At 35.8% G+C, this 26,089-nt stretch carries 22 protein-coding genes; 4 read left to right on the forward strand and 18 right to left on the reverse strand.

The features are described from left to right. Positions 1-3: 3 nt before the first annotated feature. On the forward strand, positions 4-822 hold the full coding sequence (locus tag V4762_RS04170) for an alpha/beta fold hydrolase (protein ID WP_347314524.1): 819 nt from the start codon (positions 4-6) through the stop codon (positions 820-822). A gap of 87 nt (positions 823-909) precedes the next feature. Here V4762_RS04170 and V4762_RS04175 read toward each other — a convergent pair whose 3' ends face one another. Continuing rightward, a complete protein-coding gene (locus tag V4762_RS04175; RefSeq protein ID WP_347314525.1) occupies positions 910-1,605 on the reverse strand; it encodes a hypothetical protein in 696 nt (231 codons plus the stop codon). Positions 1,606-1,608: 3 nt separating this feature from the next. Next, on the reverse strand, positions 1,609-2,691 hold the full coding sequence (locus V4762_RS04180) for an AAA family ATPase (RefSeq protein ID WP_347314526.1): 1,083 nt from the start codon (positions 2,689-2,691) through the stop codon (positions 1,609-1,611). A 237-nt stretch (positions 2,692-2,928) separates the two neighbouring features. On the opposite strand from V4762_RS04180, the gene V4762_RS04185 reads away from it, so the two are divergent. Beyond that, positions 2,929-3,105, forward strand: a complete 177-nt coding sequence (locus V4762_RS04185) for a type II toxin-antitoxin system HicB family antitoxin (protein WP_347314527.1) — start codon at positions 2,929-2,931, stop codon at positions 3,103-3,105. On the opposite strand, the gene priA is transcribed toward V4762_RS04185, so the two are convergent. Continuing rightward, positions 3,102-5,297, reverse strand: coding sequence for a replication restart helicase PriA (gene priA / locus V4762_RS04190; RefSeq protein ID WP_347314528.1), 2,196 nt, complete (start codon positions 5,295-5,297; stop codon positions 3,102-3,104). The genes V4762_RS04185 and priA overlap by 4 nt on opposite strands. Positions 5,298-5,328: 31 nt before the next feature. On the opposite strand from priA, the gene xth reads away from it, so the two are divergent. After that, complete coding sequence (gene xth / locus V4762_RS04195; RefSeq protein WP_347314529.1) at positions 5,329-6,093, forward strand: exodeoxyribonuclease III; 765 nt, start codon at positions 5,329-5,331, stop codon at positions 6,091-6,093. Positions 6,094-6,104: 11 nt separating this feature from the next. Here the strand turns inward: xth and rsmA are convergent, their stop codons facing one another. From rsmA to pyk, 9 genes are all read right to left on the reverse strand, one after another. Beyond that, positions 6,105-6,887 (reverse strand): 16S rRNA (adenine(1518)-N(6)/adenine(1519)-N(6))-dimethyltransferase RsmA, encoded by a 783-nt coding sequence (gene rsmA, locus V4762_RS04200; protein WP_347314530.1) that lies wholly within the window; start codon positions 6,885-6,887, stop codon positions 6,105-6,107. 15 nt (positions 6,888-6,902) lie between these two features. Next, the gene (locus tag V4762_RS04205; RefSeq protein WP_347314531.1) at positions 6,903-7,928 is read right to left on the reverse strand and encodes a 4-hydroxythreonine-4-phosphate dehydrogenase PdxA; all 1,026 of its coding nucleotides are present in this window, start codon (positions 7,926-7,928) and stop codon (positions 6,903-6,905) included. A gap of 32 nt (positions 7,929-7,960) precedes the next feature. Continuing rightward, the gene (gene ahbA, locus V4762_RS04210; protein ID WP_347314532.1) at positions 7,961-8,437 is read right to left on the reverse strand and encodes a siroheme decarboxylase subunit alpha; all 477 of its coding nucleotides are present in this window, start codon (positions 8,435-8,437) and stop codon (positions 7,961-7,963) included. Then, positions 8,416-9,399, reverse strand: coding sequence for a putative heme d1 biosynthesis radical SAM protein NirJ2 (nirJ2, locus tag V4762_RS04215; protein WP_347314544.1), 984 nt, complete (start codon positions 9,397-9,399; stop codon positions 8,416-8,418). The genes ahbA and nirJ2 overlap by 22 nt, the downstream gene beginning before the upstream one ends. Before the next feature lie 70 nt (positions 9,400-9,469). Beyond that, positions 9,470-10,450, reverse strand: a complete 981-nt coding sequence (gene hemB, locus V4762_RS04220; RefSeq protein WP_347314533.1) for a porphobilinogen synthase — start codon at positions 10,448-10,450, stop codon at positions 9,470-9,472. Between the two features lie 32 nt (positions 10,451-10,482). After that, on the reverse strand, positions 10,483-11,655 hold the full coding sequence (locus V4762_RS04225) for a radical SAM/SPASM domain-containing protein (RefSeq protein ID WP_347314534.1): 1,173 nt from the start codon (positions 11,653-11,655) through the stop codon (positions 10,483-10,485). A gap of 36 nt (positions 11,656-11,691) precedes the next feature. Further along, positions 11,692-12,465, reverse strand: a complete 774-nt coding sequence (locus V4762_RS04230) for an Mrp/NBP35 family ATP-binding protein (RefSeq protein ID WP_347314535.1) — start codon at positions 12,463-12,465, stop codon at positions 11,692-11,694. A 15-nt stretch (positions 12,466-12,480) separates the two neighbouring features. Further along, complete coding sequence (locus V4762_RS04235; protein WP_347314536.1) at positions 12,481-13,866, reverse strand: NAD(P)/FAD-dependent oxidoreductase; 1,386 nt, start codon at positions 13,864-13,866, stop codon at positions 12,481-12,483. 111 nt (positions 13,867-13,977) lie between these two features. Continuing rightward, the gene (gene pyk / locus V4762_RS04240) at positions 13,978-15,729 is read right to left on the reverse strand and encodes a pyruvate kinase (RefSeq protein WP_347314537.1); all 1,752 of its coding nucleotides are present in this window, start codon (positions 15,727-15,729) and stop codon (positions 13,978-13,980) included. 155 nt (positions 15,730-15,884) lie between these two features. Here pyk and V4762_RS04245 point away from each other — a divergent pair, with 155 nt between their 5' ends. Further along, positions 15,885-18,653, forward strand: a complete 2,769-nt coding sequence (locus tag V4762_RS04245) for a WD40 repeat domain-containing protein (RefSeq protein WP_347314538.1) — start codon at positions 15,885-15,887, stop codon at positions 18,651-18,653. A 26-nt stretch (positions 18,654-18,679) separates the two neighbouring features. Here the strand turns inward: V4762_RS04245 and V4762_RS04250 are convergent, their stop codons facing one another. The 6 genes from V4762_RS04250 to V4762_RS04275 form a co-directional block, all read right to left on the reverse strand. After that, on the reverse strand, positions 18,680-19,582 hold the full coding sequence (locus tag V4762_RS04250; protein ID WP_347314539.1) for a DMT family transporter: 903 nt from the start codon (positions 19,580-19,582) through the stop codon (positions 18,680-18,682). A gap of 172 nt (positions 19,583-19,754) precedes the next feature. After that, on the reverse strand, positions 19,755-20,171 hold the full coding sequence (locus V4762_RS04255) for a response regulator (RefSeq protein WP_347314540.1): 417 nt from the start codon (positions 20,169-20,171) through the stop codon (positions 19,755-19,757). Then, positions 20,171-22,870: an ATP-binding protein gene (locus V4762_RS04260; protein WP_347314541.1), complete on the reverse strand. Its 2,700-nt coding sequence runs from the start codon at positions 22,868-22,870 to the stop codon at positions 20,171-20,173. The genes V4762_RS04255 and V4762_RS04260 overlap by 1 nt, the downstream gene beginning before the upstream one ends. 18 nt (positions 22,871-22,888) lie before the next feature. Beyond that, a complete protein-coding gene (locus V4762_RS04265) occupies positions 22,889-23,917 on the reverse strand; it encodes a protein-glutamate methylesterase/protein-glutamine glutaminase (RefSeq protein ID WP_458646938.1) in 1,029 nt (342 codons plus the stop codon). A 5-nt stretch (positions 23,918-23,922) separates the two neighbouring features. Further along, entirely contained in the window at positions 23,923-24,738 is an 816-nt protein-coding gene (locus V4762_RS04270; protein WP_347314545.1) for a CheR family methyltransferase, read from the reverse strand. A gap of 54 nt (positions 24,739-24,792) precedes the next feature. Then, positions 24,793-26,089: methyl-accepting chemotaxis protein (locus V4762_RS04275; protein WP_347314543.1), on the reverse strand; the 1,297-nt coding region annotated here is incomplete at its 5' end.

Genomic DNA, 26,089 nt, shown 5'->3' on the forward strand with positions numbered 1-26,089 from the left:
GCGATGGCAAACTTTAAGACGAACGACGGGGTAGAAATTTATTATGATATACAGGGCGAAGGAAAGCCTCTCTTCATGCTGCCTGGCTGGACATGTACCACGCGTTTCTGGAAGAAAAATATACCCGAGCTTTCCAAAAAGTTTAAAGTAATCAGTATGGATATGCGTGGCCACGGCGAATCAGAAAAGGTTATGCACAGTCATCGCATTTCTCGCTATGCAATGGACGTAAAAAACTTATTTGATCATTTAGATATCAATAATATTACTGTACTTGGATGGTCAATGGGCGCCTCTGTTTTGTGGAGCTATATAGAACTGTTTGGAAATTACAGACTTAAAGGCCTTATATGTGTAGATCAATCGCCTGCACAATATACAGGTCCAGATTGGGTTTGGGGGCAGAAGGGCTGTTATGATGTAGAAATGTTTATTCATCTTTGTTGCAATATAAAATTTGACCCACGTGGTTGTGCAGAAGGATTGGCATTCGCCTGCCTTAATCATAAGCCATCTGCTGAAGAAGCTAAATATATCGCAGATGAAATTTCCAAATGTCCACCTTATGTCCGAATAGAAATTATGCGCGACCATACAAATTTAGATTGGCGCGATTTTATTCCACACATCGAGCTTCCCACGCTTGTTTGTGTAGCAAGAAATAGTATGGTTTTTCCCTGGCAAGGCAGTGCATGGGTAGGAGAAAATATACCCAATTCACAAATAGAATTCTTCGAAAATTCAGGACATATGTTGTTCTGGGAAGAGCCTGAAAAATTTAACAAAGTTGTGCGCGATTTTGTAGAAAAAATTAATAAATAGACTTCTTTACTCACCCATTCTTTCAGAAAAAGATTTTGATTTATTCATATCGTTTAATTCCTAAAATATTTAAATTTAGAAATAACTTTAATCATTGTCTCCCTCTAATATTCTGTCAAAATAATCTTTTATCTTTATAAATATCTCTTCTTGTTCGTCAATATTATCAACAATTTGTCTTATATATTTATGCTTATCTTGTTCTACGTTGCGCAAATTTTTCGATTCTATATAAAGAAGAATGCTTAATTTTCTTTTACCATATTTTGTAACAGAATTTAATCTACTTTTATGAAATTTACAAATAAATGACCCTAAAAACTCCCCAATTTCATTAATTTTCTCTTTATTTTTACCTTTAAGCTTGCTGCATACATAGTCTTCTATTTCGTCGCCATCTTGAGATTCGCTTGGGATTAAACAAAAGTCAAAATTCTTTAAATCTAAATTGTTTTTTTCGTTAATCTTCTTCTTAAAACCTTCTATCTCTGCAGATGCATCTTTATCCAGTATCAAAAGAAGTGATTTTAGATTATCAAAATAAGGAACATTCGGTAATTGATTAATATAATTCTTTCCATTTAATAAATACAAATCACAAACACACTTATTATCAAAGTATACACACTTGTCCCTATCATTATCTACATTTTCTTTAATAACATAATTATTATTTAATTTTTTTATAAGAGACTCAACTAAACAATTAATACTTTTATCCTCAACTGCGATAAGGTGTTGAGTGTTTAAATATTTAAGGAATAATTCATTCTGCTTTTTCATAATTTATCTAAATTCCATATCTCCTTCTACCATCTCTTTTAGATCCTGTCCGCTAATAAGAGTAGGATAAATCTTCCCATCGTACTTTTTATTTATTCTTGTTGCACCTATAGAATCTATATCGTTATCTTTCATAGCCTTAAAGGCTTCCTGTACAAATTCCAGGCTGTGTGTGGCTATAAAATATTGAATATTAAGATCCTTAGATAGTCTTAAGATGTATCCAAAAATTTTCTTTTGAATAGACCAGTGAAGGCCGTTCTCTATTTCATCTATAAGAATAATTCCATCCATTCGTGTTATAGAAACACCTATAATATAAAATATCTTTAAGAAACCTTCTCCCATTTGGTTAATAGGCACAGAAACATTTTTTCTTTTAACAATGACAGTTTGCAAACCAGTTGAAATAAGATCAATATCTTCAATATCGTCTTCAACTATTTTCAGTATATCGATTAATTCTTTTTTCTTATTGGACATAACAACTTCACTATAAATTGCATTTATGTGGGTCGAGTTAAACATAAACATTGAAGGTATATAATAAAAACTTAATTTTTTATTAATAGTCGTTTGTGATGGTAGTACATCAAATGATAGAAAAGGATTTCTATTCATCATATTGCTGTTATCTATTATGCTATGCTGCTGCATCTGGGGTTCTTTACTTTTTTTATCTATATATTCCCATTTAAAAACTACTTCTCGAGAACTATAATCTTTATTAAAATCTCTAAATATTAACAAAGACAATTTATCTTTACCCTCTAAGTCGAATGATAATATCATATCCATATTCAAATTTTTAAATATTGTATTCCACAAATCGTCAAATTTTAGCAATGTGGTTCCTAAAAGAGGATTTAAATAAGATTGATAATGCAACACCATTTGAAAATTAGCGCTTAGAACTCTGACATCAGGTTCTGAGTAACACAGAAGTAAATATATAGCTTCTAACAAAGACGTCTTGCCTACACCGTTTTCTCCATACACAAAGTTAATCCTTTTATTTAGAGATTTAACTTCCAAATCATCAAAAGTTTTAAAATTTTTAATCCTAATATTTGAAATCCTACTCATAATTTCCTCACACTAAAAAGATTGAAACTACAAAAATCTATCATAAAAAAGCCCCCTAAATAACAATCATAAATCTAATTGATAAAAACTAATTATCTAGATTATACTTATTAATAGCTCACTGTCAAATAATATATTTTAGGTAAAATTAGTGCCAAAAAATACATTGGTATATCAAGCTAAAAGTTTTAGATTAAGACAAAAATTATATATTATTAAATATTTGAGGAGGAGATTATGGAAAAGATCATAAACATAAAAATAGAGAGATTACCAGAAGGGCTTTATCTTGCAACGTCTGAAGATATTCAGGGCCTTATTGCGCAAGGAAGAACAATAGAAGAAACTACTGAAATAGCCAGAGACGTAGCCAAAAACTTAATTGAGCTTCAAAATAGATCACTCTCTTCCTAAAAATAATACAAAGGATCTACGTCTACAATAAATATTTTCTTATCCTTTGGAGAATATCTCTTCAGCAGTATTTCAAGAAAGTCTTTTCTTGTGGCCTTATCCTTAAATCTGATCAAAGAATACATCCTATAATTTCCATGTAGTCTTAAAATTGGACAAAACTTTGGTGGAGTTACTTTTATTTCCCTATTGTCAAAAAGGTTATATACCTCTTTTAAAATTTCTCTAAATTTTTTCGCCTCGTCCTTTACCTCTGTCAATTTTCCATTCCACCTAAATATCACTTCATAGCTAAAAGGAGGGCAAGACATATCCTTTCTTAACTCCAATTCTTCCAATAAAAAATCCCAATAGCTTATCGTCGTATACTTACGAATAATAGGTACCTGATCTTCGCTCGCCTGAATTACCACCTTACCTCCCATAGAATATCTCCCTGCCCTACCTGTTACCTGAACCAGCAATTGATATAGCTTTTCAAACGATCTAAAATCTGGCATCGATGTTAAGGGTTCCAGAAAGGGTATGCCCACAAAGTTTATTTTCGGAAAATTTAAACCCTTTGTAATTATCTGAGTGCCAACCAAGAAGTCTATCTTGCCATCCAATATATCTTTAAGCACAGCTTTTAGCTTTGAGTAGGTATTTACGCTGTCAGAGTCTATCCTCTCCACATTAGCATCTGGAAAAAGGTTTTTTAACTCTTCGGTAATCTTTTGTGATCCAGCGCCATATTGTTTGAAATTTAAGCCCGAGCACTTCTTGCACACAGGGTCTGTAGTGAACTTATAGCCGCAATGGTGGCATACATATACCCTTTTCCCTTTTATCATGTGAACGCACATCGGCACATCACAATTTTTACACTTTACTAACTCTCCGCAGTCAGCACAACTAACGAATGGATAAAATCCCCTTCTTGGCACGAAAACAATAGCTTGCTCTTTTTTTTCTCTTACTTCTTTCAAAGAGTTTATAAATTCTTCACTAAACGATCCATAAAAGCTCTGTCTTTTAACAATATTTATTTTTGGCAGGCTAAAATCTCCAAACCTTTTAGAAAGAAAATAAGAAGAAACCTTCCCATCCAGGATTTTTCTGCCCAGATTTACGCTTGGGGTGGCGCTTACATACAAAACTGGACAATTGTTATACTCTGCCCTCTCCCTTGCAAGGATTCTTGCATCGTATCTTATAAAGTCGTCTTGCTTGTAGTTCTCGCTTTGCTCTTCGTCTACTATAATTAGCCCTATATCGTTTATAGGGAGAAAGATCAATGACCTTGGTCCGACAAATATCTTCTCAGTCAGATTTGGAATGATATTCAAAAGTTTGTTTCTTTCAGACTTACCCAACTGACTGTGCCACACATATATAAGATTGGGAAATCTCTTTTCCAGCATATCTACAAAGTGCGTCGCAAGAGTAATCTCTGGCAAAAGAAGCACTGCATTCTTCCCATTTTGCAAAACTTCCATTATCAGCTTCAGATAGACCTCAGTCTTGCCGCTCCCGGTAGTCCCTACTAAAGAGAGCTCACTGTACCCATTTAGATGTCCCCTGAAGTATTTAAAAGCTCTATCCTGTTCATCGTTTAGAATTGCTAAGTTTTTGCATTTCTCAATCTCATCAGTCTTTTCGCACAGATCAAAATTAGCCTTATCATTTTTTGCAGTAGTTTCATTAACTATATCTATCAGTTTCTCAGATAGAGCGTATCTAAAAGTATCCTTGTACTTACTTTTTATATATGAAAGATCATATTCTCTCTTGCTTAGCAGCTCTAAGAAGCCTTTCAGATCATCAGAAATTAGCAAAGAGTAATCTAAGACTTCCTTGCCCCTTTCAGCAATCTTAACCTTATTTTTGCTTGATAGCTTTATGTTAAATGATGGAAAAAGTCCAAGCGCACTATTAGGCATAACAAAATAATATTCGCAAACAAATTTGTATAATTTATACAGGTCATCATTAAAAAATCTCTTCTCGTAAATCGAATTAACGAATTTGAGCTCTGAAGAGTCATCTCCTTCTGCGGCCTCTTTTACGGTTTCGACCACTCCCAAGAAATTTTTCCCACTTACTGGAACGTCTACAATGTACCCATTATCAATATCTACGTCAGATTTGATATAATAACTCAGTCTCTTATTTATATTTGGCAGTTGAACGTCTAAAATATATTTTTTCATAATATCCTCAATTCTTCAAAAGGAGATTAAATTGATTATAACTACTTTTAATGTAAATTCTATAAGAAGCAGAACTGATATTGTCAGCTTACTTATAGAAAAGCACAATCCAGAAATAATAGCACTTCAAGAAATAAAGTGCACTCCAGATCTCTTTCCAGAACTAATATTTCCCGACTACAAGTGTTTAGTGTCAGGCGAAAAGTCATACAATGGAGTTGCAATTTGCACAAAACTTGACTCGATTCATTTTGAAAACGAATTTCAAGACTCTCTGGATCAGAAAAGATCCCTATTTGTAAAATTTGAAAACTTTACTCTTATGAACATATACTTTCCTCACGGCGATCTTAGAAACAACGATAAATTTTATTATAAATTAACTTTCTATAAAAAATTACTTAAATTTCTAAACGAAAACTTTACTCCTGATGACCCAATAGTTATGCTTGGAGACTTCAACGTAGCCTTAACAGATTTTGACGTATACGATCCAGAGCTCTTAAAGGACACTATCGGCACGATGCCCGAAGAGAGAGACGCATTAAGAGAGCTTCTAAGTTTCGGATTCGTAGACACATACAGGCACTTTCATCCGACCGATCCAGGCTTTACCTGGTTTAGTTATATAGGCGGCGAAATATGGAAAAACAACGGTATGAGAATAGATTATATATTGGTGACCAGGCCGCTTTTAGATAAAGTAAAGAGAGTAGAAGTGGACTTTTCTCTCAGAAGAAGAAGAACGCCAAAGCCATCCGATCACGCCCCTCTACTTATGGAGATTGACCTCTAAATACTGTATCTCTAAGACCTATGGAATCTAAATATTTCCCAATAAGTCTCTGGATCTATCTGACCAGGTCTCTTCTGCAACAGATCACTGTATATTTCAGAAAATACTCTTATGTACTCTTCACTTAACACATTTTTTAAAATCTTTCTTGGCTGAGAAAAAATTCTTCTCAAGAAGTTTTCAAAGTCCTCACAATATGGCTTTTTTTCGTAGAAATCATTTTTTGGAGTCAGCTTTATCACCACAGACTTTACCTTCGGCTTAGGATAAAAGCACCCTTCTGAAACCTCAAAAAGCACCCTGCCGTCAAAAAGGTTTTGAATAAGGACGCTTAGCCTTCCATAATCCTTGATGCCTGGTGGAGCGAAGAGCCTTTGTGCCATTTCTTTTTGAATCATCAAAGTCATACCCTTCAGCCTGATATTCTCTTTTATCATCTTTACGATTATTAAAGACGCAATATTATATGGCAGGTTTGCAATTACGTTCACTCTCTTGTCTATAAATCCAAAATCAGTCCTAAGCGCATCAGATAGTAGAATGTTTTTGTTTGCCAGAGTTAAATCCTTCTCGTAATCCTCGCTCAAAAGCTCGAAGAGCCCCCTGTCGACCTCTATTCCTAAGTAATCGTTTGGAATCCGTAAAAGATATGTTGTCAGAGCACCTTTTCCAGGCCCAATCTCAATTACAAAGTCATCCTCTTCTATCATTGCAGACTCTATAATCTTCTTGGATACGTTCTGATCTACCAGAAAATTTTGACCATATCTCTTTAAAGGTGCAAGATTTTTCATTATTTATGTAATATTTTAATAGCTATTGTTCTTAAAGGTGACAAACTTTTCATAGAAATCAAATGCCAGTTTTAGCCCGCCCTCGTCTACCATTTGAGGATTGTTTGCTATGGAATATCCCACTCCGTGAGCCAGGGTACATCTTAAAAAGGGCAGCCCGGTATTTATCTCAATTATCCTTGGGAAGGAGAGCGCCTTCATAATAGACAGAAACTGATCGTGATAAAGAGATATCACAGACCTGATATCAAGATTTTTTAAATTAAAATATATTGAATCGGGCGCAAGAGGACCAAAGATCTCAGCATAAGAGCAGCTTGATCTTGCATATTCAATAAATGGCTTAATAATAGACTCTTCTTCGCCTCCAATGCTTCCCTCTTCGCCAGCGTGAGGATTAAGGCCAGATATAGCAATCTTCAATGGCTTTATGTCTAAAATATTTGCAAGATATATGATCGACTGCAGAGAGAGATTTAGCCTTTCAAATGTAACCTGTTTTGGCACTTCACAAATGGGTATATGGTGGGAAAGAAGATTTAAGAGATAGAATCCGTCAAAGAAATTCATGCTTACATCTTTCGAATATCTCTCTTCAAGGAAGGCAGTGTGTCCTAAGAAATTTCTATTTATAGACTTTGATATCAAACTCTTATTTATTGGCAAGGTTAAATAAAACTTACAATTTTCCTCTTCTACGAATTTTAACGACTCCACAAAACACTGATATGAAAATCTCCCCACTCTCTCATCTGGCTTGCCCAGAACCTCTATTCCAAAACCAGAGTCAAGGTCTACAATCCCAAAGCCATTATCTTTATTATAGATGGGCATATGAACTTCAGAGCCCATAAAATGGCACAAATCATCAAAAAATGCCTTGTTTGTAAAGAGTATGACTTTTTTATCCTTATTTTTTTCCAAATATTTTATCAAAGAAATCAAGCTAATCCCAGATAGATCCCCACAGGATACCACAGGAAGGCAATCTATATCGTCAGGACAGCCTGCGCCATTATGAGAGTTATTTATATTGTTCACAGAAGGGTGCCTTCACAAATAGTCATAAAAATTCACTCCTTAACTTTAAACCTTACGTCAATTTTAAAGATTCTCTTGGCAGGAAGCTCCACCAGGCTTATAATGCCCTCTTCTTTTCTTAGATCGTCGATAAATGCGTCAATTTCTTCTTTAGAAGGCATTATCAAAGTAAACCAGAGGTTATATTCATGATCCCTTAGATAATTATGAGAAACTCCATGACACTTGTTAATTCTTTCTACTACATTTTCAATGTGATCGTTGTCAACCTTAAGTCCCACAAGGGTTCCCTTGAAGCCTAATTTTCTTGGGTCAAATACCCCGCCTATCAATCTAATTATGCCCTCTGATTTTAACTTCTGAAGAATTTTTATTACTTCTTGTCCACTTATTCCCAATTGAGCGCCCAGCTCATCAAAGGGCTTTTCTACAATAGGAAAGTTGTGCTGAATTTTCTCTAAAAGAGTCTCTTCTACTTCGGTTAGCTTTATTGTTTTCTCATCAGGCACCAGGGCTCTTCTCCTAAATAGTCTCCATTATAAAAAAGGGCTCTTGCTCTACAGCCACCGCAGATCTCATTAAAGCCGCACTTTCCACAGCTTCCCTTAAGGTTTCCCTCTCTTAATTCTTTAAATAAGGTGGCATCTCTCCAAATTTCAGAAAATTTTTCAGTCTTCACATTTCCCACTTTTATGGGCATATATGGGCATGGCCAAATGTCGCCTTCAGGGGTGATTGAACAGTATCCTGTGCCAGCAAGACAGCCCTTTGTAAATCTTGTCTCTATGCCCAGAGTCTTTGCAATTCTCATATATTGAGGCGCACAAGTGGGCTTAAGCTCTATATTTACAGTTTTTGATTTCAAGAGTATCTTTTTCAACAAGTCTTCATAATCGCGTGCGTTCAAACTCTCTATCTCAATATCTACTGCCCTGCCAGTAGGCACCAAAAAAAATATGTGATGGGCGTCAGCGCCAATTTCAACAGCGAAATCAGTAATATCTAAAATTTCATCAATATTTCTCCTGGTTACAGTAGTGTTTATCTGAAATGACAAGCCGATATCTTTAAGTATCTTCATAGCCTCCACAGCCCTTGACCAGGCTCCCTCTACACCTCTAAACTTATCGTGTTGCATTTGGTTTAGGCTATCCAAGCTGATGCTTATCCTTGCAGCGCCTGAGGCCTTCAGCCTCAAAGCCATTTCTCTATCAATAAGAGTTCCGTTCGTACCAAACACAGGCCTTAGCCCAATACTACTCGCATATTCAGTTAATTCAAATATATCCTTCCTCAGCAGAGGCTCTCCCCCGCTAAACACCATAATCTTGAATCCTGCTTTTTTTATCTCATCGAGCAATGATTTCCCTTGTTCCGTAGTAAGCTCATTATATTTTTTATCGCCTGCATCGCGGTAGCAGTGAACACATTTCAAGTTACACTCCTGCGTCGTATTCCAGGAACACAAAATTGGTTGATTGTTATCCGACTTCAATAGGAAGCTCCCTTCTGAAGAAGTTTAAATAAATTTTCCAAAACACTTATTTATTGCTGCCAGCTAACCACTTCGCATAATCGAGTGAATGATACGATATGATTATGTCTGCTCCTGCCCTTGTAAAGGCATAGAAAATCTCTGAAATGGTGCTCATCTCATCTATCCAGCCATTTATCCCAGCCGCTTTTACCATAGAGTACTCACCGCTCACGTTATAGACTGCTACCGGCAGAAGAACCTTCTCTTTTACAGTCTTCAAAACGTCCAGATATGCAAGACCCGGTTTGACCATTAGTATATCAGCGCATTCATCTACGTCTATAAGAGACTCCTTCACGGCTTCGTTATAACCAAAATATGGGCTCATTTGATGAGTCTTTCTATTGCCAAATTTTGGTGCAGACTCCGCAGCATCTCTAAATGGCCCGTAAAAACATGAAGAATATTTAACAGAGTAGCTCATTATAATCGTGTTATAGAATCCCTTGCTGTCAAGCGCATCCCTAATGGACATGACCATTCCATCCATCATACCCGATGGAGCAATTATATCTGCGCCGCTCTCAGCATACGAAATTGCGACCTCATTAAGGACCTCCAGGGTTTCATCGTTTAAAATTTCCCCTTCTCTTACGATACCGCAATGTCCGTGATCGGTATACTCACATAGACAGGTATCTGCAGCAACTGTCATCTCAGGAAATTCCTTTTTCACCAGTCGAATGGCTTTTTGAACTTCTCCCTCACTGTTCGATGCCCAGCTCCCTATTGGGTCTTTTACATCTGAGATACCAAAAAATATTATTGATTTTATACCACTTTTCACCGCATCTTCCACAAAGGCTAAAACCTTATCGGTCGTATACCTATATACTCCAGGCATACTGCATATCTCTTCGACCTTATCTGACCCAGGCATTACAAATATTGGCAGCATAAGCTTTTTTACTTCTACTAAAGAATCATCCAATATCTCCCTTATTCCATCTTGCCTTATTCTTCTCGCTCTATATATAGGAAACATAAACTTCCCCTTTCAAACGAATAAATTAAATATCAAAATTCCAATTTATCTATATAACAGGCAGGGTCCTCTTGCATAATATCGCCATGAACCACCTCGGCTCTTATTCTGCAGCCTCCGCAAAGATAATTGTATTTGCACTCACCGCATATTCCTTTTAGATATTTTTCTTTATTTCGAAGCTTTTTCAAGAGAGGCTCGTTTTCATCTGTCCAGATCTGTGAGAATGGTCTCTCCCTGATATTCCCAAGGTTATAATGAAGCCAGAACTGGCAGGGGTGAACGTTCCCCTCATTGTCAATATTTGCAAATTTCGTGCCAGCTGAGCATCCGCCGTGCATCTTTAAGAGCTCCTTTATCTCGTCAGCCCTATCTGGCTCATTTGATGTAAGGTACAGATAAAGTGCAATACCATCAGCGTGATTGTCAGTAGTCAAGATTTCCAGATCTACCCCTTTTTTGTCAAACTCCTTTGTCTTCTTTACAAGAATATCAAAAAGCTCTACATTTTGATCTTTCGTCAGATCCAGCTCCAGCATCTCTTTGCCTCTTCCAGAGTAGACCAGATGATACATGCAAAATCTTGGGATATTATTTTCAGCCACGAAATCAAGCACATCGGGCAAATCTTGGAAATTCATCTGGTTAACGGTAAATCTGACACCAGATTTTAGATCTATCTCCAGACAATTTTTTATGCCTTCAATAGATTTTCTAAAAGAGCCCTCTACACCTCGAAAATCGTCATGAACCTCTTCCAAACCGTCTAAGCTAATGCCTACATATTGAAAATGGCTATCTTTCAGCCTTTTAGCAACATCTTTTGTTATAAGTGTCCCATTTGAAGACAGAACTGGTCTTATGCCCTTAGAAAAGGCATATTCAGCCAATTCAAATATGTCTTCTCTCAATAATGGCTCTCCGCCAGAGAACAGTAACACAGGGGTTCCCAGAGTTGCTAAATCGTCTATCAAAACCTTTGCCTCTTCTGTGGTCAGCTCGTTTGAGGTCTTTTCGCCTGCGTTTATATAGCAGTGCTTACACTTTAGGTTACAAGCCTTTGTCACATTCCAGACGACCAAGGGTCTATTCTCAGTAGTAAACTGAAGAAGCTTGGGATCTTTTACGCCGCTTTCTTTATCTCTTTCTTTTATAACGTCAGAAACAGTAGCTTTTCCACAAAGGAGCTTGGTAAAACCAATCATAACTCTTCCCCTTTCAATGTTAACAAATCAACAAAATTATATTTTTAAGTGTGAAAAGATCTCTTTTGAATAGCCTTCAATTTTGCCATCATCGGCCATTTGAACCATTACAGGGTCAATAGGCACTTTTGCCAGAACTTCTATACCATATTCCATAGCAATCTTCTCAACCTTGGAGGCACCAAATATATAATATTCCTTTTGATTGTCAGGACACACAAAATAACTCATATTCTCAACAATGCCAAAGAGCTTTCCATTCTTCACTCTTTTTACCATCTTCATACTCTTTTTTACTATTAGAGAAGCTAAGTCTTGAGGAGTAGTCACCACAATTGCGCCGTCCACAGGAATTGACTGAAAAACTGTGATAAGAACATCAGAAGTTCCAGGCGGCAAGTCTATAAACAGATAATCTAAATCTCCCCAATCAACCTGTTCCCAAAATTCTTTGATAACCTTTGAGAGCATTGGACCACGCCAGATTACAGGATCGTCCTCTGAAGGCAAAAGCAAATTAAGAGATATTACCTTTATACCCGTTTTTGTGGTAGCTGGCTGCAATTTATCGTTTTTAACCTCTAACTTCTTATTAACGCCAAATAGCTTTGGTATGCTAGGTCCCGTCACATCAGCATCCAATATTCCCACCTTAAAGTTTCTTCTTGCGAACTCACACGCTAAAAGTGAAGTAGTAGTGCTCTTTCCTACTCCGCCCTTCCCGCTCAATATTGCAACAACTTTTTTTACATTTGGCAAAACTAAGGGTTCCATAATACCCGGATTGTTTTCCTGAGCTTTATCTGACATAATTGTCCTCCTTAATTAATTTTTTATCTTATTTATAATGCTCTTTGCTGCCAGCACACCAGATGCAGAAGCCTGTATTAGACCTCTTGTCACTCCGACTCCATCACCTGCTCCATACAATCCCTCAATCGGTGTCATCAGTTCGACATTTAATTTCAACCTTGAGGAATAGTATTTAACCTCGACAGCATAGAGTAAAGTATAGCGAGAATAAACTCCAGGTGCAAGTTTATCCAATGCCTGAAGCATTTCTATAATGCTCTTCAGATGTCTATAAGGCAATACCAAACTTATATCGCCAGGGGTAGCACCTTTTAATGTAGGAGAAACCACAGATTTTAGAAGTCTTTCTTTGGTGGATCTTCTCCCTTCCAGGAGGTCTCCCAATCTTTGAACCATCACGCCGCCGCCCAAAAGGTTTGCCAGCCTTGCAATGTATTTCCCATAAGAGATAGGATCCTTAAAGGGCTCTGTAAAAGATTTGCTGACAAGCAAGGCGAAATTTGTATTTTCGGTCTTTCTATCAGCATAGCTGTGACCATTTACGGTAATTACCCCATCGCTTTGTTCACTCACAACCTCGCCATAAGGATTCATACAAAATGTTCTTATTTTATCTTCAAAGAGCTTAGAGTAATATACTAACTTTATTTCATAGGTTATTTTTGTTAGCTCTTCCATGATAGTAGCAGGAAGCTCTACCCTCACGCCAATGTCTACAGGGTTGTTTTGCACTTCAATGCCCAATCTCTTGGCTTCATTAAAAATCCAGTCTGCCCCATCGCGGCCAGGAGAAACTATGACATACGAACTTTTATAAACAGATCCATCTGACATCTTGATACCCTTAACGCAATTGTCTTTTACTATGATCTCGTCCACAGTGGACGATGTAAGAATATCAATCTTTTTTTCTAAATCGTCTTTCATATTCTGTAATATAACGGGAGATTTATCTGTACCCAGATGTCTAACCCGAAATGGTATATACTTCAAATCAGCTAAGATAGATCTCTTTTTTAATTCTGTCTCTTCTTCTTGATTTGGAGAAAATACTTGCTCTGTTCCGCCAAAATCTACCCATATTTTGTCCACATAAGACACCAGATTGCTTAAGCTTTCTTCGCCTATAATATCAGCAAGATTTCCGCCAATATCAGTAGATAACGTTAGTTTTCCATCGCTAAATGCACCTGCACCGCCCCATCCACTCATCAGAGCACAAGGAGAGCAATTCAAACACTGAGTCTTCCTATCCCTCATTGGACAGTGCCTGTTGGATATATCATGTCCCTTTTCCACTATTAATACTCTGCTATTTTCAAGCCTTTTTGTAAGCTCCAATGCGGCAAAAATTCCCGCAGGACCTGCACCCACAATTATTACGTCATACTCTTTCATATCAAACCTCCTGCTTTCTCATAAAAATACCCTGGCCAAAAACCAGGGTAATGTGTTCAACAAATATTTTAAACTTCGTTATACTTTATATTTTAACATAAAATTTTAAATTTATCTTACGTTTATCTCCCCTTGATAGACCAATCCCCTTTCAGCATCTACCGTTATCACAAGGCCATCTTTCAGCGTTTCCACCGCGCCATCGACTCCTATCACCACAGGAATTCCGAAGTTTATGCCCAATATCACAGCATTGGAAGTAAGACCTCCCTCTTCTACTATTAGCGCACCCGCATCAGTAGTATATTTTGCAGATTCTTCATCAATACGTTTTGCGACCACAATGCTTCCTGGCTTCATCTTCTCCTTGAAATCTTTCAAAGTATTTGCAATACACACTTGACCAGTAAATGAGGTATGCCCCACACCGATACCCCTTAGTAAAATATTGCCTACTACGTGAACCCTCACCATATTTGTAGTGCCAGTAGCGCCAATAGGCACTCCAGCAGTAATGACTATTAGATCTCCCTCATTTATAAGCTTGGTGGCATTCGATCTGCTAATGGCTTCTAAAACCATCTCTTCAATATTATTTGTTCTGCTACAAATTATAGGATAAACCCCCCAAATCAATTTCATCTTTCTGACCATTTTAATATCAGAAGAAACGCCTATTATAAAAGCATTTGGTCTATATTTTGATACCATTTTAGCAGTATAGCCGCTTTGGGTAATGCTTATTATTGCAGCAGCATCGAGTTCGTGAGAAATCTGAACTGTAGCATGGCTTATAGCGTCAGTAGTTGTTTTTTGATTTAGACCTTTTGACAAAAATATTGTCTTATAATCTAATGAAGTCTCAGTTTTCACCGATATCCTTGCCATCATCTCCATAGCTTCCAGTGGATAATTCCCTGCAGCCGTCTCACCGCTCAACATTATTGCATCCGTACCATCCAGAATTGCATTTGCCACATCACTAGCCTCTGCTCTGGTAGGATGAGGGTTATTTATCATAGACTCGAGCATCTGTGTAGCAGTAATCACAGGTTTGCCCACTTTATTGGCTTTTTTTATAAGCTCTTTTTGGATCAGTGGAACGTCTTCATTTGGTATCTCAATTCCCATATCTCCCCTTGCCACCATAATGCCATCGGCAGCTTTAAGGATCTCATCAATATTATCAATACCAAATTTATTTTCAATCTTCGCGATAATGTCAATATTGGAATTATTCTCTTCTAATACCCTTCTGATTTCTAAAATATTGGCTGCATTTTGGACGAAAGATGCAGCAATAAAGTCCATCTCATGTTCCACCCCAAACTTTATATCGTTTATATCTTTTTCAGACAAAAATTGCATATCCAAAAAAACTCCTGGAACAGCTACCCTCTTGTGATCCTTTAAGACACCGTTGTTCATCACTGTAGTATAAATATTCTTATCATCAGTCTCATCCACCAAAAGCGAGATAAGACCATCAGACAGAACAATTACGTTGCCTTTCTTTACCCTTGAGACCAGATCGGGATATGTAAGACTTACTATTCCTTCATCTCCATCAACCTCTTTAGCAGTCAGAATAAATTTTTGACCCTTGTTAAGCTGAGCAGACCCTGTCTTAAATTTTCCGACTCGAATCTCAGGACCCTTTGTGTCTAACATAAGAGCCACTTCTTTCTTCAGCTTTTTAGAAGCCTCTCTCACCATTTGAATCCTTCTAAAGTGATCCTCGTAATCTCCGTGAGAAAAATTAAACCTGGCAACGTCCATACCCTTTTCTACGAAGCTATATAGAATGTCAGGATCGTCCGTGCTAGGTCCCAAAGTACAAATAATTTTAGTTTTTCTAAACATATTTCCCCCTTTTCTATAATTATAAATTTATTGAATTTGTTTTTCACAATAATTATAACAGTAATTTGAAAACAGTCATTTAATTTTATGTTAAAAATATATTAATAAAAGTTTACTGTATAATAAATTATCTATTAAGATGAAAAATTAAACCAGTGGATAAAAAAACATTAAATTTTATTTTTGAAAAGGAAATAAATATCCCTCAGTCAGGCAATTTTGCTGAAGGCAATTTTCCAATTTTAACTGGCTATCTTATTGATAAATTAAGAAAGAGAAGAGACTGGATATTTATAACTGCATTTTCTCCCGATGGAATTCACTTTGCTTCCGGGGGATTTAACTCTTCCATACTTTTATGGAATATCTTCAAAGATAAGCCTATAGAAAGCTTAAGCGGCCACGAAGATTGGATACTTGCGCTGACCTTTTCTCATGATGGAAAATATCTGCTATCGGGCAGCAGAGACAACTTAATAATACTGTGGTCTGTTCAGGATAAAAAAATAATAAATAAATTTGAGGGCCATCAAAACAGAATTTCTTCGCTTGCATTTTCATCAGACGACACCCAGATTGCATCAGGCGGATATGATTCTACCATAAAAATTTGGAACATAGATTCCAAGAATCCTATCAATGTGATAGACACATCTCCTTTATGGCCTACGTCTATTTGTTATGCGAATAGCTTTGATAATTTGATTGTAGGTTTCAACGATGGCACAATAAACATATATGATTTAAATAGCTCTGCCCCTATAAATACCATAAACATATTTCAAAGTTGGGTAGACACGATAAAGTGCAGCAAGGATGAAACCCTTTTTTATAGCTCAAACACAGATGGCTTTATAAAAATTACAGACATAAAAACTAACAAATTAATTTTTAACAAGCAAATACCTTTCAAAGCGTCACAGTTTCCATACAACGAAAGAAGCTTAAATTTTATAGACTCTCTCAGTATTTATATAATGTTAAACGAAAGAAGCCCAGAACATTTTCTAAACAATATGAGAAATTTTAACCAAAATATTAAAAGCTTAGAACACAAAATTTTTATAGAAGATCACAAAGATTTCTGTTTTGATTTCTCGAAAAACCTTGATATCATAGCTTACTCAGAAAAATCAAATTATATTTACACAATAGATTTGAACACTCAAGAATCATTAAAAATCGGGACTCTAAACTCATGGGCAAAAACAATATCAATATCCAATGATAATAGCCTATTATCTGTCGGAGGCTATGATGGAGAAATAAAAATATTTTCCCTAAAAACTGGCTATTTAATTAATTCAATAATAGATCATGCCTCCTGGATAAACTCAATAAAATTTTCAAATGATAGCAAACTGATAGCAGCAGGGCTACATGACGGAACTATTTTGATTATTAAAATTAAAAATATGGAGATTATTGAAAAGTTCAACCTACATTCGAGCATATATAGAGTAGACTTCGCAAATGACAATAAATTTATCCTTGCCTCTACTTTAGACGGTGAATTGTTTCAAATAGATCTTAAAACAAAAGAGATAGATCTGATTCAAAAATTGGAAAATTCTTGGATTTCAAATTTTGTATTCTTAGATGACACAAAATCTATTATTACAGCCTCCAGCGAAGGGTATATTTATTTGATAAAAGACAAAATAATTTTAAATAGCAACAAAGTCCATGAGTCAGAGATCTTAATGCTTTCAGTTTTAGATGAAAATAGTTTGATTACTGGCTCTTTTGATTTATTTTTAAAACAAATAGACCCAAACGACTTGAGCATAACTTTTGAAAAAAGATTCGACGGATTGCCTCTTGCATACAATAGAAATTTAAATAAACTCTTTATATCACACTTTAGAAACATATCAGTATATAAAAAAGCAGATTCATTTCCAGAGTTAGATGTTTCAAGCCTTGATAAGCCAGAATTAGAATTTCAATTCGACTTTAATTCAAAATCTTTTAGTTTGTCGAAAAATTTTGAGAATTTATTCGTAATAAAAAGATCCAACCAGGTTGAAATGATATCTTTATGTGATCACAACTCAACATCTAAAATAAATCCACAGTCGCCAATAACAGCTTTTTGTACCAACGCCAATTCAAACAAACTGATAACAGGCCACAATAATTCAGAAATAAAAGTTTATGACATTGAAAAAAACACACTTATAAAAGAATTATCTTCTTACGATGGTGAGATATCATCTCTTAGCCTATCAATAGATGAAAATTTTTTAATATCTGGTTTTGAAGATGGAACTCTTGAACTATGGCTTTTTAACGAGGGGAAAAATCTTTGGTGTATAAAAAACAATCTTGAGCCAGTTAGCGAATTGATTTTCAGCTACAATAAGATGTTTTTTACATCTAAGAACAAGTACAGCTTTGACACCGACTTATGGTCTACCATCGAAGGCACAAAACTTGGAACATTTTCAAACAAAAGATTTTGTTTCAAAAATTTTGAGTTCTCACCTGACGGAGAATCAGTATTGTATCTAAATGACAAAAACCAGTTATTGGTATGGTTTTTAAAAGAAGGCAGAGAGGTATCAATACCTGAAAGAAGTGATTTTTTTATAACGTATTTTTCCTATTCCACAGATTCTTCCAAGGTTATATTGGGCTACAATGACGGCACCTTAATGATATTTTCATCAGAAGGCGATTTTATAAGAGAAGAAGTCGGCAAAAGCAGCCCCATAACCTTTATAGCCTTTAAAGACGATAAACATTTCTTTACATCCCATTTGGACGGGACCATAAGATCTCGTTCACTAAAGGAATCTGAGGACTCAAGGCTTATTGCTGCCCATCACTCATCAATAGATTTTCTGAACTGCAATGCTGAAAAAAATCTTTTAGCATCGTACTCTTCAATAGAGCACATTTTAAAAATATGGAATGCATAAAAATTAATTCAGTAAATTCAAACTGATTATTTTTTGTTCTTGTTAAATTGATCTTTAAAAACTCCCAATATGCCTAAAATTATCAGCAAAGCTCCAATGATAGTAAACTTATTTATTTCTTCATTTAAAACAATATGCCCTAAAAATAGAGCAAGGACAGGGTTTACATACGCATAGGTCATAGATATATTTATAGGCAATAGCTTTACAGCATTTATATATGCAGTAAAGGCAAATACAGAGCCAAATATCACAAGATACCACAATGCCAGGACAGCGTTATAGCTTGGCATTGCGTAGCTTTCATGAAAAACAAGGCTGAGCAAGAAAAATCCTATGGAGGCAAATAGACTCTGATAAAAGCTCATTGTCAAAACCGACATATTTAGGCTATTGTTTCTTTGAATAATCGCCCCAACAGCCCAGCAAAAAGCTGAAATAAACACCAGTGAATAAGAAAATATGTCTATAAGAGAAAAATTAGATATCTTCGGAATAAACAAGCAAAATACACCAACAAATCCAAGCAATAAAGAAAATACAGATATCAATGACGGCATTTTTTTGGTAAAAATTGAGTCCAAAAAAGATGCTAATATAGGCGTGACCCCTAAGATCAAGGCTGTCAGACCAGAGGCTGCATTTTGTTCAGCCCACATAATCAGACCATTCCCCAAAACCCACATCAGCATACTGGTAGAAAATATTATCTTAAATTCGTAGAAATTCAGCCTTAAATTCATCCTTTTTATGATTAATACAATGAACAATATCAAACCAGCAAAAAATAGTCTTACTGCCCCAAGCGTAAATGGCTCAAATCCACCTGTCACAGCAATTCTTATTGCCAGATAAGTGCTGCTCCATACAATATAAACTACAAATAGGTTTAAGAGACCAAAAACAGACATTTTAGATAAATAGACCAATCCTTCATAGATTTAGACAATATTTTTAAAGCCCCATAAAGATAAAAAAACCAAACAAACATATATTATAATCTAATTTATCCAAAATGAATCTAACTATTTCACTACAAATTCGTAATTTATTACAATTTATAAAAAATTATTTTCTCCCAAAAATACAAAAATAAGCATATTACCTTACAACCTTATGAGATGTCTTTTGAAAACCCAGCTTTTCCATAACCTCGCTCATTTTTTTTATATTGAGTGGTTTTGCAGCATAAGCTGTACACCCCAATTTAAGGGCTTCATTCACGTATTCGGTATCTGAAAGAGCGGTAGTCATCATTACTTTAGATCTTTTGCTTATCTCAACTCCCTTTTTATCCTCATAGTCCTTTATAGCCTTCAAAACCTTAATGCCATCAACCTTTGGCATCATTATGTCAAGACAGATTAGATCGTATAATTCATTTTCTTTAACTGATATAAGATAAGCATCCAATGCCTCCAAACCATCTACTACCATATCCACATCCCCATAATCAGATAAAAATTTAGATAAAAATTTCCTGCTCGGCATGTCGTCTTCAGCAACCAGAATTTTCACTATAAACCTCCAATATTAAGTAATTTTTTAAAAGTATTAAATCTGTCTTCTAGCTCAGTTACTTTATTCGCTACTGTCTTCATCTTACTATTCCTTGCAGCGAGCTCCAGTTTAAAGGCACATACCTTTAAGTCATCATCCAAATCTGCAAATTCTTCTTTTAGCCTATGAGAAATTGCCTCTATCTCATAAAGATCGCCTGCTTGAAAATTAATCTTTAGATTTTTAATTTCTTCATCAATCTTTTTTAAATCTTTAGTATTAGAAGAATCATATTTCTTTACCGTGTCACCAAAAATAATCTCACCATTTTCGCTGATTCTCACATCTCCTTTGTTATTAAAAGACACAGTATCCTTGAATCTCCTTAACACATAGTCAATCTTACTATATAGATCGTTTAAACCTACTGGTTTTGAAAGATATTCATCCATACCCAATGAAAGAAGCCTCTCTCTGTCGCCCTTTAGTGCATTTGCCGTTAAAGCTATGACTGGAATATGATTTTTGTCTCCCTCAATCTCACGAATTTTTTTTGTAGCCTCTATTCCGTCTAAAATTGGCATTTGAATGTCCATAAGTATTAGATCGAACTTATTGTTTTTAAAAAGATCTACTGCCTCAAGGCCATTTCTCGCTGAATCAAAAGAATAGCCCCAATTATGTAGCATCAATCCTATGACCTTAGCATTTACCATATCGTCATCAACCAAAAGTATTCTAATTTGTGTTTTAATCTTTTTAAAATCATTGCCGTCTAAAAGCGTATCAGATCTTCTCCCCTTAGACTTCTTAAAGTTTAAATAAAATTCAAATTTTGTCCCTTTGCCCTTTTCGCTCTCTACCGTAATATGACCGCCCAACATCTCTATTAGCCTTTTTGAAATTACAAGCCCCAATCCAGTTCCACCAAAATTTCTTGTTATCGATCCATCTATTTGATTAAAAGCGGTAAAAAGTTTTTTCTGATCCTCTTTTGCTATGCCTATTCCTGAGTCTTTTACTGTAAATTTTACCTTGTAGCTATCACCATCATATTTTTCTATTGCAGCAGAGAGCATAACTTCTCCAGAATCAGTAAATTTAATAGCATTAGACAATAGATTGTTCAAAACCTGTTTAAGCTTCACAGGATCTCCCGTAACAATTCCTTGAATAGAAGAAGAAATATCACACTTAAAAGTCAAATTCTTTTCTTTTGCTTTAAATGAGTGTATCTGACACGTCTCATCTATGACTTTTTTTAGATCAAAATCAATATGTTCCACCTGCATACGATTTGCCTCAATCTTTGAAAAATCAAGAACCTGATTAATTACATTTAGAAGATTATTAGAGCAAAGCTTAATCGTCTGGGCATAGTCTTTTTGCTCAGAATCAAGCTTTGTTATTAGCAAAAGATCTATCAAACCTATAATACCGTTTAAGGGAGTTCTGATTTCATGGCTCATATTGGCCAAAAATTCGCTCTTCGCTTTGTTTGCGCTCTCAGCAATCTCCTTTGCCTTAATCAAATCTTCTTCTGCCTTCATTAAATCAGTAATATCATTTGAAATTGTAGCGACATATCCTTCCTCTGGTATATACGCATTCCCAACATACCATCTATTTAAAGCAGGGCTAAAATAAGTTCCAATTTCAAAACTCAATCCCTTCTGAACAGCTCTATTGTTTAAATTTTCTATAATTCTCTCGTTTAGTTCAAAATTAATTTCAGAGAGTTTTTTGCCAAGAAAATCTGATATCCTGCCACCCACCTTATCTTCAAAAAACTTATTTACCTCTAGGTATATGAGCTCAGATGGCTTAGCTTCATTGTCATATTCAATTTTAAATAGAACATAATTTCCAATTATATTGTTAAAGAGTTCGACATATTTGCTGTTGGTTTCTTCCAGCATTTTTTGTATTCTCTTTATCTCGGTAATGTCTATCACTACGCCCGTATGACCTGCAAACTGCTCCCTAATAAAATATGGCTTTCCAATAATCAAACAATCTCTGATTTCTCCGTTAGCGTCAACTCTTTGTTGTTCCAACTTAAAAGGCTCAGGCTTTAAGCATGAGTCTCTAAGAGTTTCAAAATCTTCAATCTTAGAATCTGGGCTAAACCTTTCTGACCATCCAAATTTTAAAGCCTCATCTAAGCTAAATCCAAAAAAATCCAGATATTCTTGATTTGCAAAAATTACCTCTCCAGCAGTATTGGTTCTCCAAAACATCGATGGAAAATTGTCAATCATATCAAGATAATAGTCATTTATTGATTCAAGAGACTTTTCTTTTTCTTTTTTCTCAGTGATATCGGTCATACTTAAAACAATATAATTTTTTTCAGATATTTTAGTTTGGTTTATATTTACCAAAAACCAGAACGTCCTTCTCTTTGAACCTTGAATAAATGTTTTATTAATCTCCTTGTTTATGATAGGCTTTTTTGTCTTTAAGCTTTGCTTAATTATTTTATTCAGTTCACATGTTTTGCAGCTCTCCCCAAAGCCACAACCAAGCGCATTCTCCAGGCTGCCTTCACACAGCAGGGCACTCCCAATTCTTAAGCTCTCAATCTTTTCGAGTCTTTTATCAAATTGCGATAATACAGCGTTACTAGCCCAAACAACCTTCGCCTGATCGTCTAATATCAAAATCTCAACAGGACTAAATTTTAAAACATCGTTAAGCTCTTTAAAATAATCCATCTCTTCCTCCTTAACCAATTAAGGATGGCTTTCAGATAACAGTCTATAAATCTCAACAGGAATCTGATCAAGCGAAGCTTGTTTTTCTACAGCGCCTAAATCAAAAGCGACCTTTGGCATTCCATAGACCACACAGCTTGATTCATCCTGACCAATAGTTCTTGCACCCTTCCTCCTCATAGCTAAAAGTCCCTTTGCGCCATCGTAGCCCATACCGGTTAATATGACTCCTATAGCTTTTTTTCCTGCCTCTTTTGCAACGCTTTCGAAAAGTATATCTACAGATGGCCTATGACCATTTACTTTTTCGCCATAATTACACTCTATTCCATATCCTTCATTAGCGCTTACGATCTTCATATGTTGGTCTCCTGGGGCCAAAATTGCCATACCAGGAAGAAGGATATCTCCTGTTTTCGCCTCTTTGACATTTAAGTTGGTTGAATTGTTTAGCCTTTCAGCAAACATTTTTGAAAAAACTGGAGGTATGTGTTGGGTTATCACAATTCCAGGCATCTGAGATGGGAAGTCTTGCAATATTCTAAATATTGCCTCTGTACCACCCGTTGACGCGCCAATTGCTATAATTTTCCTCTCAAAAGATTGTTTATTTAGATTGGTTAAATTTTTTTGTTGGCCCTTAGACTCCTTGAATACCTTAGCCTTGGAGGCTATTTTCACCTTGTTTATAAGCTCATCCAAAAAATCTTTTACCAGGCTTACTGAGCTAATATCTGGTTTACTCACAAAATCAACAGCTCCCGCTTTAAGAGCATCAATTACTGAGTTGCTAATAGAGCTCACCACAACTACAGGTATAGGATATTGAGGAATAAGTTTTCTAATAAATTCTATTCCATCCATTTTTGGCATTTGAACGTCACAAGTCATAACATCTGGATGAAATTGAACAATTTTCTCACTCGCATCAAAAGGATCTATCGCCTGCGCGACAACCTCTATATCGGGATCTGTACTTATGCCCCTTATGAGTAACATTCTAAAAACAGCAGAGTCATCTACCACCATAACTCTAATTTTTTTCATGATATTCATTCCTTCCTGTATACCGATGGAATTACGTTTTTGTATTTCGTGATAGTCCGATTAATAGACTCTGAATGCCCAATAAAAAGATATCCACCAAGATTGGTATTATCAAAAAATCTTTGTACAAGCATATTTTTCGTTTTTTCATCGAAATATATCATTACATTCCTACAAAAAATAACGTCAAATTTCTTTTTAAATGGGAAGACCTTTTCCATTAGATTGAAACTCCTAAATATAACCTCTTCCCTAATCTTCTCAGAAACAACCAAGTTTGATTTATCATAAATTTTAAAATAATTAACCCTCCAGGCATTTGGCAAATCAGAAAGCTTATCCAATGGATATACTCCTTTTCTTGCGGTTGACAGAACTTCCTCTGAAATGTCGGTTGCAAGAATTTTAGTGTCCCAATTTTCTTTTTGCCCGTGAAAAAATTCATCTATTATCATAGCTAGTGTATAAGGCTCTTCTCCAGAAGAACAGCCAGCGGACCAAATTCTCATATCCTTATTACTATTTTTAGCTTTTAAGTAAGGAAGGACCGTATCCCTAAAATACTTGAAGTGCTCCGATTCTCTCATAAAAAAGGTGTAATTTGTAGTGATTTTATTTACCAAAGTCGTTAATGCCTCTTTGTTCTCACTTTTTTTCAAAAAATCAAGATATTCTCTAAAAGAATAAAAGTTGTTATCCATCATATAGCGTTGAAATCTACTTAGAACGAGCGCTTTTTTTTCATCCCTAAGAAATATTCCATAATTTTCATGAACAAAATCCCTTAGTTCTTTAAATTCCTCATCGGAAATTCTATACATTTTAGCTATTATATTAGAAGAGCCCGATAGATGGGCTCTTCTAAACAATTATTTTTAGTACTTACCAAAATCATGATCGTTTAAGTCAATTTTTGGTTTCTTGCTAGTATTTTTTTTGCGTTCATCTTGCCCGCTCAGACTATTTCCTGACTTCTTGGCCTTGTTCATTGATTGAATAAGTTGCAATACGTCATCTGGGAGATCGCCTATCTCACTGTACGAGACCTTCTTAGACTTTTTAAGTTTAAAACGATTCGCCTGTTCTTTCAATATCTCTGACTGTGAAGATAGCTCTTCGCTCGAAGCAGCAATCTCTTCAGAAGTTGCAGAATTATTTTGCACAACTATAGAAACCTGTTGTATGCCCTGATTCACTTGATTTACAGCTTGAGCTTGCTCATTTGAGGCTGTTGCAATGCTGCTAACCAAAGATGCAGCCTTAGAAACGCCTTCTACAATCTTATTTAGTGCGTCTGCAGTTTCTTTGGCTATTTTTGTGCCAACTTCTACTTTTTTAATTGAGCCCTCTATAAGAAGTGTGGTCTCTTTAGCGGCATTAGCGCTTCTTGTGGCAAGATTTCTAACCTCTTCTGCTACAACCGCAAAGCCCTTACCGTGTTGTCCAGCACGAGCAGCCTCAACTGCTGCGTTTAAAGCAAGGGTGTTTGTCTGGAAAGCAATTTCATCAATTACCTTGATTATCTTGGAAATATTATTTGAAGATTCGTTAATCTCATCCATCGACTTTAACATCTCTTGCATCTGACCGTTACCTAAAACTGCATCGTTCTTTGCCTCTGTAGCCAAGTTATTTGCTACAACTGCATCGTCAGAATTCTTTTTCGTCTGACCTGAAATCTCTTCAAGAGATGCTGTCAGCTCTTCTATGGCACTGGCCTGTTCTGTAGCCCCCTGTGAAAGAGACTGGGCTGAGCTTGCCACTTGGTTAGAACCAGATGACACCTGAGAGGCTGCATTGTTGATATCTCCAATAACTTCATTTAGAGAATCTAAAATATTATTTATAGAGTCCTTTATCGCTGAAAAATCTCCTCTATAGTCGACTTTTATCTCAAGATCAAGGTTTCCTTGTGCAATCTGGGTTAGCACGTCTGATATTTCTTTTATATAGGACGATAAGGCACTGATAGTGTCATTCAAAGAGTTTTTGATCTTTGCATTATCACCCTTATATTCACCCTTAACCATTACACTTAAATTGCCCTTTGACATCTCAGCAAGCACCTCTGCTGCCTCTTTAATAGGCTCTATAATGGCCTCAATCAAATCATTTACTCCGCCTATTAACTGGCCCCAACCGCCTGTAAATGCTGCTGCATTGCCTCTTGTA

Source organism: Thermodesulfobium sp. 4217-1 (assembly GCF_039822205.1).
Classification (GTDB): domain Bacteria; phylum Thermodesulfobiota; class Thermodesulfobiia; order Thermodesulfobiales; family Thermodesulfobiaceae; genus Thermodesulfobium.